This window comes from Allobosea sp. RAF48, from assembly GCF_052114025.1.
In the GTDB taxonomy this organism is placed as follows: domain Bacteria; phylum Pseudomonadota; class Alphaproteobacteria; order Rhizobiales; family Beijerinckiaceae; genus Allobosea.
Genome location: NZ_JBFRDZ010000005.1, coordinates 93,062 through 108,862, shown reverse-complemented (window position 1 = coordinate 108,862; position 15,801 = coordinate 93,062). Strand labels below are relative to the sequence as shown.

At 66.6% G+C, this 15,801-nt stretch carries 16 protein-coding genes; 10 read left to right on the top strand and 6 right to left on the bottom strand.

Translation table 11 applies throughout. The features are described from left to right. Positions 1-124 precede the first annotated feature (124 nt). Complete coding sequence (locus AB4Z10_RS11385) at positions 125-1,099, bottom strand: Gfo/Idh/MocA family protein (protein ID WP_441470512.1); 975 nt, start codon at positions 1,097-1,099, stop codon at positions 125-127. Between the two features lie 329 nt (positions 1,100-1,428). Here AB4Z10_RS11385 and AB4Z10_RS11380 point away from each other — a divergent pair, with 329 nt between their 5' ends. The 8 genes from AB4Z10_RS11380 to AB4Z10_RS11345 all read left to right on the top strand — a co-directional run bounded on the left by AB4Z10_RS11380 (position 1,429) and on the right by AB4Z10_RS11345 (position 7,486). Beyond that, on the top strand, positions 1,429-2,178 hold the full coding sequence (locus AB4Z10_RS11380; protein ID WP_441470511.1) for a FadR/GntR family transcriptional regulator: 750 nt from the start codon (positions 1,429-1,431) through the stop codon (positions 2,176-2,178). A 20-nt stretch (positions 2,179-2,198) separates the two neighbouring features. After that, on the top strand, positions 2,199-3,110 hold the full coding sequence (locus AB4Z10_RS11375; RefSeq protein WP_441470510.1) for an NAD(P)-dependent oxidoreductase: 912 nt from the start codon (positions 2,199-2,201) through the stop codon (positions 3,108-3,110). An 8-nt stretch (positions 3,111-3,118) separates the two neighbouring features. Then, complete coding sequence (locus AB4Z10_RS11370) at positions 3,119-3,802, top strand: amino acid ABC transporter permease (protein WP_441470509.1); 684 nt, start codon at positions 3,119-3,121, stop codon at positions 3,800-3,802. 9 nt (positions 3,803-3,811) lie between these two features. Continuing rightward, positions 3,812-4,480 carry an amino acid ABC transporter permease gene (locus tag AB4Z10_RS11365; protein ID WP_441470508.1) on the top strand — a complete coding sequence of 223 codons (669 nt, stop codon included), beginning with the start codon at positions 3,812-3,814 and terminating at the stop codon, positions 4,478-4,480. A gap of 14 nt (positions 4,481-4,494) precedes the next feature. Further along, the gene (locus AB4Z10_RS11360; RefSeq protein ID WP_441470507.1) at positions 4,495-5,247 is read left to right on the top strand and encodes an amino acid ABC transporter ATP-binding protein; all 753 of its coding nucleotides are present in this window, start codon (positions 4,495-4,497) and stop codon (positions 5,245-5,247) included. 27 nt (positions 5,248-5,274) lie between these two features. Next, positions 5,275-6,063: a transporter substrate-binding domain-containing protein gene (locus AB4Z10_RS11355; protein ID WP_441470506.1), complete on the top strand. Its 789-nt coding sequence runs from the start codon at positions 5,275-5,277 to the stop codon at positions 6,061-6,063. A 62-nt stretch (positions 6,064-6,125) separates the two neighbouring features. Next, on the top strand, positions 6,126-6,572 hold the full coding sequence (rpiB, locus tag AB4Z10_RS11350; protein WP_441470505.1) for a ribose 5-phosphate isomerase B: 447 nt from the start codon (positions 6,126-6,128) through the stop codon (positions 6,570-6,572). 17 nt (positions 6,573-6,589) lie between these two features. After that, positions 6,590-7,486, top strand: coding sequence for a ribokinase (locus AB4Z10_RS11345; RefSeq protein WP_441470504.1), 897 nt, complete (start codon positions 6,590-6,592; stop codon positions 7,484-7,486). Positions 7,487-7,777: 291 nt separating this feature from the next. Here AB4Z10_RS11345 and AB4Z10_RS11340 read toward each other — a convergent pair whose 3' ends face one another. The 3 genes from AB4Z10_RS11340 to AB4Z10_RS11330 form a co-directional block, all read right to left on the bottom strand. Then, positions 7,778-8,803 (bottom strand): HAD family hydrolase, encoded by a 1,026-nt coding sequence (locus tag AB4Z10_RS11340; protein ID WP_441470503.1) that lies wholly within the window; start codon positions 8,801-8,803, stop codon positions 7,778-7,780. 191 nt (positions 8,804-8,994) lie between these two features. After that, a complete protein-coding gene (chrA, locus tag AB4Z10_RS11335; RefSeq protein ID WP_441470502.1) occupies positions 8,995-10,410 on the bottom strand; it encodes a chromate efflux transporter in 1,416 nt (471 codons plus the stop codon). Positions 10,411-10,425: 15 nt separating this feature from the next. Beyond that, a complete protein-coding gene (locus AB4Z10_RS11330) occupies positions 10,426-11,412 on the bottom strand; it encodes a chromate resistance protein ChrB domain-containing protein (protein ID WP_441470501.1) in 987 nt (328 codons plus the stop codon). Between the two features lie 96 nt (positions 11,413-11,508). Between AB4Z10_RS11330 and AB4Z10_RS11325 the strand changes: the two genes are divergently transcribed. After that, positions 11,509-12,480, top strand: coding sequence for a Fe-Mn family superoxide dismutase (locus AB4Z10_RS11325; protein WP_441470500.1), 972 nt, complete (start codon positions 11,509-11,511; stop codon positions 12,478-12,480). Then, entirely contained in the window at positions 12,477-12,947 is a 471-nt protein-coding gene (locus AB4Z10_RS11320) for a chromate resistance protein ChrB domain-containing protein (protein WP_441470499.1), read from the top strand. Before AB4Z10_RS11325 ends, AB4Z10_RS11320 begins: the two co-directional genes overlap by 4 nt. A 24-nt stretch (positions 12,948-12,971) precedes the next feature. Here AB4Z10_RS11320 and AB4Z10_RS11315 read toward each other — a convergent pair whose 3' ends face one another. Continuing rightward, on the bottom strand, positions 12,972-14,138 hold the full coding sequence (locus AB4Z10_RS11315; protein WP_441470498.1) for an NAD(P)/FAD-dependent oxidoreductase: 1,167 nt from the start codon (positions 14,136-14,138) through the stop codon (positions 12,972-12,974). 8 nt (positions 14,139-14,146) lie between these two features. Next, positions 14,147-15,757 (bottom strand): FAD-dependent oxidoreductase, encoded by a 1,611-nt coding sequence (locus AB4Z10_RS11310; RefSeq protein ID WP_441470497.1) that lies wholly within the window; start codon positions 15,755-15,757, stop codon positions 14,147-14,149. Between the last annotated feature and the right edge of the window lie 44 nt (positions 15,758-15,801).

The window sequence follows — 15,801 nt, the reverse complement described above, 5'->3', positions numbered from 1 at the left end:
ATTCTCAGGGTCAGGGAGTAAAATAATCTCGCGGACCGGATTCCTGGCCCTTCCGCCGCAAATTTATGCCAATTCAGGCGGCGCCGGAATGAGGCCGGGGCGCCGCCACCGTCCGATGGGCGCGTCAGGCGCTCTTCAGGATCGTTTCGACGATTTCCTGCACATCGAACGCTTCGCGCAGCGTTGCAAGGTGGTGCTTCTCGCCGCGCGTGAGCTTCGCCACGCCTTCGAGCTGGCGGCGCAGCGCCAGGGGCCGAGCCTCGTTCTGGGAGAGCGCCTCCGGGTCGCGCTCCCAGCTGCCGTCGGGGCGACGGCGCTCGGCATGCGACCAGTCGCAGAGCCGCACCGCGCCCTTGTTGCCTTCCAGTGTCCAGACGTTGTGGTCGTCCTTGGCGGTCGTGCCGACGCTGCCGGTCAGGGTGACGGGCAGGGCGCCTGCGGTCAGCGTCGCCTCGATGCGGCGTTCGCTCTTGCCGGCTTCGGGGAAGCTGGCCTTGGCGGCAAGGTCGGCGAAGGGGCCGGCGATGCGCCGGGTCAGGAAAAGGAAATGCGAGACGACCTCGCGGGTGAAGCCGCCCTGCGCGGGGCCGTCGAGCCAACCGGCCGCATCGACCTGCCAGGAGCGCGGCCAGGTCGCGAAGGCGACCTCGATCGAGATGCGCTCGGGCGTGCCGACCACGCCGGAGGCGATCCAGTCCCGCAAGCGTGCCACGGCGGGCGAGGAGGCAAAGGGGAAGTTCACCGCGCCGCGTTCTCCTGCCTCCGCGACGAAGGCGCGCGCATCCGCGAGATCGACGGCAAGCGGCTTCTCGCAAAACACTGCCTTGCCGGCGGCGAGCGCCGCGCGGGCATGGGCGAGATGGGAGGAGGGCGGCGAGGCGATGTAGACGCAATCGCTCGCCGCGATCAGGGCAGCGGCGTCCGGCTGCTGCGCCACTGCGGGCAGGGCAGCGGCGATCCGCTCCATGGCTTCGGCGGAAGGGTCCCAGATGCCGGAGACGCGCAGGGCCGTCGCCGGCTGGTCCAGCGCCGCGCGCAGCATGCGCTCGCCCATGATGCCGGCGCCGATCAGGCCGAAGGAGATGGAGGTCTGGGACATGGCGGAATCTCGAGCAGGCGGTGAAGGGCGGAAACGCTGCGCCCTGCATGCCACGCCCGGACCATCGGACGGAAGCCGTTTCAGCGCCGGATGCAGAGGGGGCCGAGACGACCCGCGACCGCGCCGTGAGCGAGAGGCCCATCACGGCCAGCGCGAGCAGCGCCCGGAGCGGGCTGGCCCGGCTGAGGATGAAGGCTTCGCGAACGCCGGTGCGCTGAGCTTTGCGCCACTGCTCGCCGGGCGCCCCTTTCGTCATTGCGCCCCCCGATTGACCTTTCATGCTGGTCATCGTACTGGTCTTACCAGAACGAAGAAGAATGGTTTCAGGGATGGATGCTCAAGGTACCGACAGCGCGTCGGGGTTCGAGCGCGTCTTCGCCTATCTGCGGGAGCGGCTGCTCGACGGCACGCTGAAGCAGGGCGAGCGGCTCATGGCCGAACGCGAACTGGCCGCCCAGCTCGGGGTGAGCCGGCCGATCGTGCGCGAGGCGCTGCGCGCACTTCACATGCTCGGCATCGTCGAGATCCGCGAGCGCGTCGGCACCATCGTGAAGCGGCCGGACGCCTCGATGCTGAAGGACTTCTTCACGCTCGCCCTGGCCCAGCAGGCCGACCTCATCGACGACGTGATGGAGGCCCGCATCGCGATCGAGTGCCAGGCCGTACGCCTGGCCTGCGAGCGGGCCACCATTGCCGATTTCGAGCGGCTGCAGCGCGCGCTCGTCCGCATCGGCGAGACGATCGACGATGCAGATGCGGGCGGTGCGGCCGATTTCGAGTTCCACCGCGCCATCGTGCTGGCGTCGCGCTCGCCGACGCTCGCAGTGCTGCATGAATCGATGTCCACGCTGCTCGCGCGCTCGCATCGCAGCCGCCGCGAGCTCGTCCAGCAGTTCGGCTCGATGAAGAGCTACCTGATCGACGACCACAAGCGCGTCTTCGACACCATCGTCGGGCGCGATCCGGATCGTGCGGAGGTGACGCTGCGGCGCCATTTCGCGATCGGCGACGAGTACCGCCGCCGCGCCGTCACCGGCGAAGGCGACCGGCCCGAGACGCGCAGCGCGCAGGGGGCCTGAGGCTCCGGTTTCCAGAGACAATGCCGAGAGAACAGAGCATGGGACAGAACCAGACGGGCAGCGTCGGCTTCATCGGCCTCGGCACGATGGGCCGGGAGATGGCGCGCAATCTTCTGAAGGCCGGGCACAAGGTCACCGTCTTCGATATCGTTGGGGATGCGGTTGCGACGCTGGCGGCGGAAGGCGCAAAGCCGGCGAAGAGCCCGGCCGAGGCTGCGGCCGAGGCCGATATCGCGATCACCATGCTGCCGGACACGCCGCAGGTCGAGGATGTCGTCTATGGCGAGGGTGGTCTCCTGGCCTCGCCGCCGCGCGGCCGCCTGATCGTCGACATGAGCACGATCTCGCCGGTCGCCGTCCGCAGGATCCATGCCGACCTCAAGGCTGCGAGCACCGACTTCATCGATGCGCCGGTCTCCGGCGGCCCGATCGGCGCCAAGAACGCGACGCTGACGATCATGGCGGGCGGTGACGCCGCCGCCTTCGCCAGGGCCGAACCCTTCTTCCGCGGCATGGGCACGACCATTACCCATGTCGGCGCTCCGGGGGCCGGCCAGGCGGTGAAGCTCTGCAACCAGCTGATCTGCGGCATCAACATCCAGGCGGTCTGCGAGGCGATCGCGCTCGGCCGCGCCTCGGGCGTCGATCTCGAGCAGATGCGCAGCGTGCTGCTCGGAGGCTCGGCGGCGTCCTGGATGCTCGAGAAGCTCGGCCCCGCCATGATCGCCGGCGATGCCGGGGCGGGCTTCCGCATCGACCTGATGCTGAAGGATCTTCGCCTCGTGCAGGAGCAGGCGCAGGCGCTCTCTGTGCCGCTGCCGGGCACCGCGCTCGTCACCAGCCAATACATCGAGGCGCGCGCCCATGGCGAAGGCGGCAACGGCAATCAGGCGCTCTTTCGCGTCTATGACCGCATGACGAACCGGGCCTGACGGCGGCGATGGGTCTCGACCTCGACTTCTCCGTCGTTCTGGAGCGCTGGCCGCTCTTCCTCGACGGTGCGGTGATGACGCTGCAGCTCGCCTTCATGGCGATCCTGATCGGAGGCGCGATCGGCACATTCTGCGCCATCGGCCGCGGCAGCAGCAACCGCTTCATTGCCGGGCTTTGCGCCGGCTATGTCGAGACGATCCGCAACACGCCGCTGCTCGTCCAGATCTTCCTCGTCTATTTCGGCCTCGCCAGCATCGGCTTGAAATTCTCGGCCTTTTCGGTCGCGGCGGCGGCGCTTGCGATCAATGTCGGCGCCTATACCGCCGAGATCATGCGGGCCGGCTTCGAGTCGATCCCGCCCGGCCAGATCGAGGCGGCGGAAGGTCTCGCGCTCTCGCGCTTCCAGATCTACTGGCACGTCATCCTGCTGCCGGCGGTCGAGAAGGTCTATCCCTCGCTGACCAGCCAGTTCGTGCTGCTGATGCTGGCCTCCTCCGTCACCTCGCAGATTTCGGCCGAGGAGCTGACGGCAGTCGCCAACTACGTCCAGTCCGACACCTATCGCGCCTTCGAGACCTACATCCTCGTCGCGCTCGGCTACATCGCGCTCTCGGTCGTCCTGCGCGCTGCCTTCTGGGCGCTCGGGCTCGTCCTCTTCCCGCGCCGCCGGCGCCTCGGCACGCCGCTCTAGAGGATCGTCATGGGCGGCTCCCTGAACGCGAACCATCTCTTCTTTCTCGGCCAGGGCGCGCTCTGGACCATCGGGCTGTCGGCTATCGCGCTGATCGGCGGCGGGCTCGTCGGCTTCCTGATCGCGCTTGCCCGGGTGTCGCCGAGCAAGGCGGTGCGATTGATCAGCGGCGCCTATGTGCAGCTCGTCCAGGGCACGCCGCTGCTGGTGATCATGTTCCTCGGCTATTTCGGGCTCTCGGCACTCGGCTTCGCGATCACGCCGCTCTGGGCGGCCGGCGCTTCGCTGACGATCTATGTCGGCGCCTATTTCGGCGAGATCTGGCGCGGCTGCATTCAGGCCGTGCCGCGCCCGCAATGGGAGGCGGCCGAAGGGCTGGGGCTGAGCCGCGCGCAGCGTATGCTCAAGGTCATCCTGCCCCAGGCCATGCGCATCGCGACGCCGCCGACGGTCGGCTTCATGGTGCAGATCATCAAGAACACCTCGCTGGCCTCTGTCGTCGGCTTCGTCGAGCTCGCCCGCTCCGGCCAGATCATCAACAACTCGCTGTTCGAACCCTTCCTGATCTACGCGATCATCGCCCTGATCTACTTCGCGCTCTGCTTCCCGATCTCGCTCCTAAGCCGGCGTCTCGAACGCCGCATGGGCGTCGGCCGCGCGAAGCTGATGCCGGCCTGACGAGACTCAAAGCCATGAGCAAGGAACGTCCCACCGCTGAACGTCCCATCGTCGTCCTCGACAAGGTCCATAAGAGCTTCGGCACCCTCAAGGTGCTGGACGGCGTCAGCTTCACGGTCGCGCGCGGGGACGTGCTGGTGCTGATCGGCCGCTCCGGCTCCGGCAAAAGCACCGCGCTGCGCTGCATCGACCGCTTCGAGAAGATCGATTCCGGCGAGATCCGCGTCTGCGATCACCGGGTCGACGCTGTCGATATCGATCTCAGGGCGCTGCGGCAGGATGTCGGCATCGTCTTCCAGAGCTACAACCTGTTCCCGCATCTCACCATCGAGCAGAACATCACGCTGGCGCCGGTTTCGGTGAAGGGCATGAAGAAGGCCGAGGCCCGAGAGCTCGCCAAGGTGATGCTGGCGAAGGTGGGCTTGTCCGAAAAGCTCGACGCCTATCCCGAGCAGCTTTCCGGCGGGCAGCAGCAGCGCGCGGCGATCGCCCGCTCGCTCGCCATGCAGCCCAAGGTGATGCTGTTCGACGAGGTCACCTCCGCGCTCGATCCGGAGCTGACCGGCGAGGTGCTCAAGGTCATCGAGCAGCTCGCTGCCGACGGCATGACCATGGTCATGGTCACCCATGAGATGGGGTTCGCACGGGGCATCGCCGATCAGGTGGTGTTCATGCACGCGGGCAGGGTTCACGAGGCCGGAAGTGCCTCGATCCTGTCGGCACCGGCCACGCCGGAACTCGCCCAGTTCGTCGGAACCGGGCTCTAACGACCAAAAAGGGAAGGAAAACCAAGGATGAAACGCTTTCTCACGATTGCCTTGCTCGGCACGGCGGCGCTCGGCTGCGCCGGCCAGGCCGCCCGCGCCGACATGCTCGACGACATCATGAAGGCCGGCAAGATCCGCATCGCGACCGATCTCGCGATCCCGCCGTCCGGCATGATCGACGGCGCGATGAAGCCGACCGGCTCGGATGTCGAGACCGCCGAGCTCCTCGCCAAGGATTGGGGCCTGCAGCTCGAATTCGTCCAGACGACCGGCGCTACCCGCATCCCCAACGTCCAGACCAACAAGGCCGACATCATCATCTCGACGCTCTCGGTCACGCCCGAGCGCGCCAAGGTCATCGATTTCTCCAAGCCCTATGCCGCGCTGCAGTCGGTCGTGGGCTGCCTGAAATCCCTCGATGTGAAGAGCTGGGACGATCTGAAGGGCAAGACGATCGCGGTCTCGCGCGGCACCACGCAGGACACGACGCTGACCAACATGAAGGAGCGCGACCTCAAGCTCGCCCGCTTCGAGGACGATGCGACGATGGTCACCGCCGCCATCTCCGGCCAGGCCGACTGTGTCGCCACCTCGGCGACGATCGTCTCGCAGATCGGCGTCAAGGCGCCTGCGCGTCCCTTCGAGCCGAAGGTCTCGATCACCAACTTCGATCTCGCCGTCGGCGTGAAGAAGGGCGAGCCCAAGCTGCTCGAGAAGCTCGACGCCTGGGTCGAGCAGAACCTCAAGAACGGCAAGCTCAACGCGATCTACAAGAAGTTCCACGGCACCGAACTGCCCGCGAACATGCGCGGCTGATCCATTCCTCGCCGGCGCCCGACAAGGGCGCCGGCGCTTCGCTCTAACCAACAGGAACTCCCATGCGCCTCGTCATCGGCTCCGACCATGCCGGCTGGTCCCTCAAGCAGCACGTCATCGACCACATCAAATCGCTGGGCCACGAGGTCATCGATGTCGGCTCCCATGACGACAAGCCGGTCGATTTCCCCGACATCGCCCGCGAAGTCGCCCGCAAGGTCACGTCCGGCGAGGCCGAGCGCGGCATCATGGTCTGCGGCACCGGCGTCGGCGCCTCGATCGCCGCCAACAAGATGAAGGGCATCCGCGCCGCGGTTTGCCACGATATCCACTCCGCCCATCAGAGCGTCGAGCATGACGACGTCAATGTCATGTGTATCGGCGCCAAGATCGTCGGCCCCTGGCTCGCCAGCGATCTGATTTCGTCCTATCTCTCCGCCGAGTTCTCGACCGACGAGGATTTCCGCCGCCGTGTCGAGAAGCTGCATCAGATGGATGCCGAAGGCTGAAACGAGGGTAGGGCCCGATGATCCTGGTCTTCGGATCGATCAATGTCGATTTGGTCGCGCGGGTCGCGACCATTCCGGGACCGGGCAAGACGGTGCTCGCTCCGTCCTATGAGCGCCATTTCGGCGGCAAGGGAGCGAACCAGGCCGTTGCCGCAGCGCGCTTGGCTGCGCCCGGCCGGGTCGCCATGGCGGCCCGCGTCGGCGATGACGGCTTCGGCCGCGAGTCGATCGACAACCTCGTCGCCAACGGCGTCGGGACCGATCTGGTGGGCGCCGGCGCGGCTCCGACAGGCTGCGCCTTCATCACCGTCGATGCGCACGCGGAGAATGCGATCACCGTCGCCAGCGGCGCCAATCTCGAGCCCAGCGCGGACGACGTGCCGGAGGCGCTGTTGACCGCCGGCACGACGCTTGTGCTGCAGATGGAGGTGCCCTTCGCACAGTCGCTGGCGCTTGCGCGGCGCGTCCGGCAATCGGGCGGGCGCGTCATCTGGAACTGCGCGCCGGTGCCGGACGGCTTCCCGGCGGCGGATGCGGCGGCGTTGCTCGCCGCCAGCGATGTCCTGATCGTCAACGAGCACGAGGCCGCCGATATCGCCGCCATTCTCGGGAAACCGGGCGGCGAGATCGCGGGCCTGATCGCGGGCACCGCGACGCGCTGCATCGTCACGGCCGGTGCCGAGGGCGCCTTCGCGTACACGCCGGAGGGCGAAACGTTCCACGTGCCCGCTCCGCGTATCGAACCGGTCGATACGACAGGCGCCGGCGACACCTTCGTCGGCGCGATCGCGGCTGCTCTCGATGAGGGCTTGGATCTCCAGCAGGCGCTCGACCTCGGCTGCCGCGCCGCCGCTCTCTCCTGCCTCGCACCGGGAGCGCAGGCGGGTATGCCGTTCCGAAGCGCGCTCGGCTGAGCGAACCGGGCTGAAGATTTTCGGCGCAGTCGGCGCAAAGGCGCCTTGCCATTGTTCCGGCATCGGCCCTTCGCCGGGAGGCAGGAGTATTGCAGGCCGCCTTGCGTCCAGAGCTCTCGCCGTCATCGTGACCGGGCAGGAGGGCAGGCCTAGTCAAGCACGGCTTCTACCCGGCCGATTTCATTATGTCGCGAACGTCACCGAGCCGAGCGGCAGATCGAAATGGCCGCCGGCACATTTTGCCGCCGTGCTCCCGCGGATTGAAGATCGGCGGCTTTGCCTTCGCATCTGCTACGGGCCGTATATCGTCTTCCAGTCGTTGCGCATGTCGACGACCAGCCATCCGCGCGACGGAGCTTCATCGAGGGCCTTGTCGAGCCACCCGACCTGGGACTGCCGATCGTAGGCGAATTCGCGCTCGGCGTCGGTGTGGTGCACGATGAGTGCGAAGCGCTGACCCGTGTTGAGGGTCGTCCATTGGAGCATCTGCAAGTCGCCGTCAGAGTTGCCGGCGGCGAAGACGGGGCGCTGGCCGATGAACTTGGCAATGCCGACGGGCTTGCCAGGACCGTCGTCGATGAAATCCACCTCGGCCAGCCGCTGCAGCTCCGGCTTGTCGCCGACGAGTTCATATTTGAGCTTGATGCCGGACCCGACGACCTGTTCGGGCGGAATGCCATAGGCTGCTTCGACCCAGGGCCGCATGAACTCTACCCCGCCCCCGGAGACGATATAGGTCTTGAAGCCGTTTGCCCGCAGATAGGCCAGCAGCTCGACCATCGGCTTGTAGACGAGCTGGTTATAGGGGCGGTTGAACTTCGGATGCCGCGCTGTCGCCATCCACTCCTTGACGATCCGCTCGAACTCGGCGCTGTCCATCCCCGCATGGGTCGCCAGGACGAGCTCTTCGATTCCCCTGGTTCCGCTTGCCGTGACGGCTTTCAGGTCTCCGGCGAGCAGGGACTTGAAGGGTTCCTGCGTCTGCCATTCCGGCCTGCCGGGCGCGAGCGCCTTGATCCGGTCCAGCAGGAACATGCCCTGGAAATAGAGCGGCTGCTCCGACCAGAGCGTTCCATCATTGTCGAAGGTGGCAATCCGCTCGGCCACCGGGACGAAATCCGGGCCGCCTTGCCGTGTGACCTTCTCGACGAAGGTCTTGATGGCCTGCTTGGCGTTCCCGTCATTCCAGGAGGGCAGCGGATCGGTCTGGGCCGTGACGGGGCTGGTGCCAGTGGCCATCGCCACCGAGGCAATCAGAGCCGTGACGAGAGCGTCACGCCTCGTCGCGAGTGGGAAAGGTCCGGTGGAACGAGTCATCACACGCCTCGCGCACGCATCATCGGGGCGGCTATCGAACAGCATTCGGCCGATCATCAGAAGCGTGTAACTGTTACGGACCGGCTGGAGGACTTGACGGGTTGCGGATGCTGCGCAACCGCGCTGGGCGGCGGGCGCGATCCGGCTGAACACGCTCCGATACTTGGTGCTGTCGACGGGTAATATTTCCGTCAGGTGAGCCCGTGCAGCATCCCGTAGAGCAACCCGGCCGCTGAACATGCTGCGATGACCTTGATCATCCCGACCTTGAAGCGGAACACGGCGATCATGGCGGCCAGCGTCAACAGCAGCGAGGCGACGTTGACCGTGCTCAGGACCGGCACGTCGAGTTCCAAGCCATAGGCGCGGATTTGTCGGACTTCGGCGAACAGGACGTGCAGCGAGAACCAGATCGACAGGTTCAGGATGACGCCGACGACGGCGGCCGTGATCGCCCCAAGAGCGGCGGAAAGCGCCCTGTTGTTGCGCATTGTCTCCATGAACGGCGCGCCCAGGAAGATCCAGAGGAAGCAGGGAACGAAGGTCACCCAGGTCGTCAGCAATCCGCCGAGCGTGCCGGCCAGCAGCGGATTCAGCGAGCCCGGCGCACGGTAGGCCCCCATGAAGCCGACGAACTGCGTGACCATGATCAGCGGCCCGGGCGTGGTTTCGGCCATGCCGAGGCCGTCCAGCATCTCACCCGGCTTCAGCCAGCCGTAATGCTCGACCGCCTGCTGGGCGACATAGGACAGGACCGAATAGGCCCCGCCGAAGGTGACCATCGCCATCTTGGAAAAGAAGATGGAAATCTCGGTGAACACGTCGCCTCGGCCGAGCGTCGCCAGCAAGGCGACGATCGGAGCGAACCAGAGGAAGAAGCCGATGGCGGCGACCTTCAAAGACCAACTCAGCGGCGGCCTGGCATGTGCCGGAATGCCATCGCCGAGCGCTGAATCGATGTCGGCGACCTGCTTGGCTCCGACCTTGCCGTGACCGCCTCCGACCCGGAAAGCGGACCAGCCGGCGCGGCCGCCGACATAGCCGATCAGGCCCGCTACAAGAACGACAAGCGGGAAGGGGGCATGGAAGAGCGCCAGGGCGAGGAAGGCGGCCGCGGCGAGGCCGATCATCACTCCGTTCTTGAGGGAGCGCCGGCCGATCCGGAGCACGGCTTCGAGCACGATCGCCAGCACCGCCGCCTTCAACCCGAAGAACAGCGCCTGCACACTCCCGACATTGCCGAAGATGGCGTAGATCCAGCTCAGCGCCATGATGGCAATGAGGCCGGGAAGCACGAACAGGGTTCCGGCGACGAGGCCGCCCTTGGTCTTGTGCAGGAGCCAGCCGATATAGACGGCCAGTTGCTGCGCTTCCGGCCCGGGAAGCAAGGTGCAGTAGTTAAGCGCATGCAGGAACCGCGTCTCGCCGATCCAGCGCTTCTCCTCCACGATGATGCGGTGCATCACCGCGATCTGCCCGGCAGGGCCGCCGAAGCTGAGCGCCGCGACCCGCGCCCAGACGCGCAGGGCCTCACCGAATGAAATCCCATGGTCGGGCTCGGCGCTCCGATTGGGAGGCGCAGCGTCGATGGTCTCGCTCTTGTTCATCACATTCCCCGGTCGTCAGGCGCGCTTCGACCTGAAGTATTGATAGAGGTTGTCGAAGACAGCCGCGCCTTGCGCAATGCGTTCTTCGTCCTGAGGGTATGCGGTGCAGACGCCCGAAATCAGGCTCGCAATGCCTGTCGTTTCCTCGCGCCCGAATTTGCCGTCCTTCAAATCGATGTCGTGGACGATCTCGGAAACGGCCTGGAGCGCCGCATCGGTGATGCCGCTGCGAGAGAGCAGGACTTCGAAGCTGCAATGATCGCCCTCATGCGTGATCTCGCCTTCGAACATGTCGAAGCGCAGCTCTCCTGGTTCGGGCTCGTATCCCTTGCCCGGAACGAAGCGGATGACGGCACTGGGATCGATGAAGCGGCGGATCAGCCAGCTACAGGCGATCCGGTCGACATGCACGCCCTTGCGCGTCACCCAGACATGGCCCTTGAGGTCGGCTGCAGTTCGCGTCGGTGTTTCCGGCGACGGCGTCGTCATATGGGCATCCTCTGCAAGCCTGCGCTCGATCTCGGCGACCAGGCTCTCGGCCGAAAGGCGGCCGGTCGCTCCGAAGAAGTCGATGGCGGCGACGTCTGCGAGCCGTTTCCGCAGACGACCGGTTTGCGAGCGAGCTTCCGCCTTGTCCTCGGGCGTGGCGGTTGCCGTGAGCCGGGCGGAAAGAGCGCGCGCCTCCTTGGAGATTTCCTCGTAATCTTCATCGCGTGTCGCGTCGAAGAGAGCCCTGGCCTGGCTGTCCGAGAGGCCGTCGATCAGACGCGCTTCGCAGATCATGGCCTCGCCGCCGCCTTCAACGATCTCCTTCAGCAGCCACTCGAAATCCTCCTGAGTTTCGGCATTCGCGGGCAGGGCATAGACCGTGCTCTTCACCGCGACGGAGCCGATCCCTTGCAGGCGCCGCCAGATCTTCACCCGGAAATACGCCGGCTTGCTCGGCAACTGGTGGATCAGCAGGAGCCAGCGCTGCTCCGCGGAATTCGCATCGTCACTCATGTTCGTACCGTATCATTCGAAATATAAAAAGCAACACTTGTATCATTTTTGATTCGGGCGTAGTGTCCGGTCATTGCGTATCCTGGAGAGGGTGCCATGCATCGGATCATGCCCTTGCCGTTCAAGCCGCCGCGCCTTGACGGGCTCTCCGAGCGGCTTCTGGCGAGCCATTACGAGAACAATTACGGAGGCGCCGTGCGACGCCTCAACGCCATCGAGCGCCGCCTCGACGAGCTTGACTGGAGCCAGACGCCGGTGTTCGACATTAACGGCCTCAAGCGGGAGGAACTCGTCGCCGCCAATTCGGCGATCCTGCATGAGATCTATTTCGACGGGCTCGGCGGCACCGGCGATGCCGCGGGCGACCTCGCGCTGGCGCTGGAGCGGGATTTTGGCAGTGTCGCCGGTTGGCGCTCGAAATTCTCGGCCTGCGCGAAGGCACAAGCCGGCGGCTCGGGGTGGACCTTGCTGGTCTGGTCCGAGCGTCACGAACGCCTGATGATCCAATGGGGGCAGGATCACACGAGCTACCTCGCCGGCAGTATCCCGATCATGGCGCTCGATATGTACGAGCACGCCTATCACATCGATTTCGGGGCTAAAGCCGGAGCCTATGTCGACGCCTTCATGAAGAACATCCATTGGGAGCGGGTTGGCGCTCGGTTCCAGCGGCTCGCCTTGAACCGACGCGCGGTCGGCTTAGCTGCCGCCGACGTTCCCGGAGACACCGTAGCCGCGGAGGATTTGCTGGCTCGCTTGCAGCGCCAGGACGATTTCGTCCTGCTGGACGTCTGCCTCGCGGAGGATTTGGCGAACCGCGGCGACATGATCCCGGGGGCGCAACTGCGCGCGCCAGAACAGATCGCCGATTGGGCCGGGGACCTGCCGAAGGACAAGCCGATCGTCGCCTACTGCGTCTACGGCTTCCAGGTCAGTGGCGACGCCGTCGCCGAACTTCGCCGTCGCGGCCTCGATGCCCGCTCGCTCGCAGGCGGCATTGCCGCCTGGCATGCGATCGGCGCCCCAACCGTTCCGCTCATCACCGCTGAAGGGAGGCCTACGCCATGAAATGGGTCACGCGCGAGCGCCCCGTCATCGATCGGATCGCCTGTCCCTGGCTGATCACGCGGTTCATCGACAAGGAGCCGGAGTTCCTGTTCGTGCCGCCGGATCAGGTCAGGAAGGTGGCCGAGGAAAGCGGCGCCATTCCCTATGACGTACCCGGTGTCGAATACACGCATTTCGGCGAGGGATGCAGCTTCGATGCCTTCGTCGAGAAGCATGATCTGGCCAAGGATCCGGCCATCGCCACGATTGCCGCGATCGTTCGCGGCGCCGATACGGACCGGCACGATCTCACGCCGCAATCGGCAGGATTGCTGGCAATCTCGATGGGGCTTCGCGATCTCTCCCCGGACGATCACGAGGTGTTGAAGCGCGGCTTCATCATCTACGATGCGCTCTACGCCTGGGCATCCCGCCGCAAGGGCGAGACCCACAATTGGCCGCCGGCGATGAAGGCCACGGCTGCCTGACGACTTTGCTCCGGTCTTGGACCGTCACGCGACCAGCGCTTCGGTCGCCGCCGTCACCTGCCAGCCCTGCAATTCCCGCCAGTTCGGCTCCAGCTTCGCGAAGCGCGACAGCTTGAAGGTGGAAATATCGGCGAAGCTGCACGCGCCGTCGACGACGAGGTCCCGGATCGCGTGGCCGCTCGCGGGCGAGAGGCCGAAGCCGACGCTCGACAGGGTCGCGACCACGACATTCGCCTGTGAATCCAACCGGTCGATCACGGGACGGCCGTCCGGCGTATTCTCGATCACGCCGGCCCAGGAGCGGATGATGCGGGCATGTGCCGCCTTCGGCAGAAGCTCGGCCAGGCGCTTGCCCATATGCAGCATCAGCGGCGTGGTCGGCTTCGCCGGCGTGCCTTCCTCGGCCATCGCCAGCCATTCATGCGGCCCGCCGCCATAGGCGAGGTTGCCGCGCAGGGTCTGTCGACCATAGAGGCCGCAGCCGTCGACGCCGCCGAGCGGCATCAGCGGCAACGGCTCCGTCACGATCATCTCGCAGCGGGCCGATTGCACCGGCACCTCCTGCCCGAGCATCGCCGAGAGCCGCCCGGTCTGTGGGCCGGCAGCGAGCACCAGGCTGTCGCAGCCGATGACGCCGCGGTCGGTCTCGACCGCCGTCACGCGCCCGCCTTCGCTGCGGAAGCCGGTGACCGTCGTATGCTGCAGGATGCGCCCACCATGGTCCTGCATCGCCCAGGCATAGCCCTGCAGCGTGCGGTGCGGATTGGCATGGCCGCCGAACTTGTAGTGATAGCCGCCGACGATGGTGTCGCCCGCCAGCGGCACGAGCTCCTTCGCCTGCCGGACGTCGAGCATGTCCGACTGGAAGCCCTGCCGCTCGGCGTTTCGCAGGGCGCGGCCGTAGAGCGCCATCTGGTGCTCGCTGGAAGCAAGGCGGATGCGCTCGCCCCTGAACTCGGTCGGGTATCCCAGCAACTCGTCCATGATCGGCCAGAGCCGCTGTTCTTCGGCGAAGAGCGGCGAATGGTGGTGCGAGCAGCCGCCGCCATTGCGGCCGGAGGCCTCCCAGCCGATCAGGCCCTTTTCCAGCACAAGCACGTCGACGCCCTCGCGCGCCAGCCACCAGCCGGCGGAGAGACCGGTCACGCCGCCGCCGACGATAACGACGGAAGCTCCGTTGATCTCGCTCATGTTGGCTCTCACTCGCTCGCGACGGGGCCGGTCGCGTCGTTGGTCGCGACGGTGTAGCGCTCCGGAACCTCCCAGAACGGCACCCATTGCGCATGCATGCCGAACCAGGTGTCCCAATGCTCGGCCTGCTCCGGCGCTTCCGGCACATGGGCCGTCATCGACAGCGGCATCGGCCGCGCCGGCGTGCGATAGCCCGCGAGCGGGATCGCCGAGAGCGGCAGGGCCGCGCCGAGCGCCAGCAGCGCCGCAACCTGTTCGCGGCAGCGGCGGCCCTGGCAGGGGCCCATGCCGGCACGGGTCAGGCGCTTGACCTGATCGGGGTTGGGCGGGCCATTGCCGAGCAAGGCCGCGAGCGAACGGTCGTTGCGGCGCTCGTTCTGCCAGTCGAGATAACGCGGTGGACGGACTTCGAGGATTTCGCGGGCCGTCACCTCCTCGCACTGGCAGACATGGAATTCCGCGCGCGCCTCGATGACACTCGCCCGCACCCAGGCCAGGCGGTAATCGGAGATGTCGTATCCCGGTGCCGGCGGGTTCGTGGCGCTGTCTGCCATTGCATCCGTGCCGAGCGCCGCGACGGCGCATCGGGCTTCCGCTTCGGCGACCGCGCGGTCGCGGGTCTTCGCGGCCCAGATGCCGGCACAGTCGCCGACCGCATACACGTTCGGGATGCTTGTGCGCTGGTTCGCATCGAGGACCGGCGCATAGCCCCCGCGCTCGGGCTGAAACGCCACCTTGCAGCCGGCGGCATCGATCAGATCGACGACCGGGGTGGCTCCCACAGCGAGCACGATGCCATCGCAGGCGATGGCGCGCTCGTCCTGTGCCGGATGGCCTTCGTCGTCGAGCCCAGCGACCATTGCCGCCTCGACGGAATCGCGCCCGGCCGCCTCGCGGACGACATGGCGCGTCAGGATATCCGTCCCGCCCTCGCGCAGGCTGGCCAGCAGCGCCGCGTCGCCGACGGCTTCGGGAGCCTGCTCGACGATCGCAGCGACGCTGGCGCCGGTCTCGCGCAGCGCCAGCGCCGTGGTCAGGGCTTCCGTGCTGGAGCCGAGGATGACGAGCCGGCGCGGGCCGAGCGCGCCGTAGCGTGTCGCGAGACTAAGCGCGGCGGTGGCGCCCAGCACCCCCGGCTTCTCCCAGCCAGGGAAGCCGAGACCCATGTCGCGTCGGCCGCAGGCGAGAATAACGTGCCGCGCCTGGACCAGGGCGCTGCGTTCCTCGTCGGCGAGCCCCGCGACGAGGCCGGGCATCCAGCCGAGTGCCGGACCGTTCGCATAAAGGCCCCAGCAGGCGGTGCCGAGGCGCACATCGATGCCGGCCTCGAAAGCCTCTGCGATCCGCGGTTCGGAGGCCACGAATGCCTCCATCATGGCGTTGCGATTGCGGGCGCTGGCCGCCATGCCCTGCCCGAAATGCAAGGGCACGTCGTCGCCCATCGTCTTGAATGGCACGGGGTTCTCATCGATCAGCAGGACGCCGAACCCACGCTTCGCGGCTTGGATCGCCGCTTCGAGCCCGGTGGGCCCGCCGCCGATGACCAGGACGTCCACCGTCTCGTCGATGGCCAGCGGCTTGCCGGTGACGGATTTGGGGTCTGAGGCCAGAGTGTTCATGAGGCACGCTCTCGAATGACGGCGTTCATTCTTGGACGGGCGGC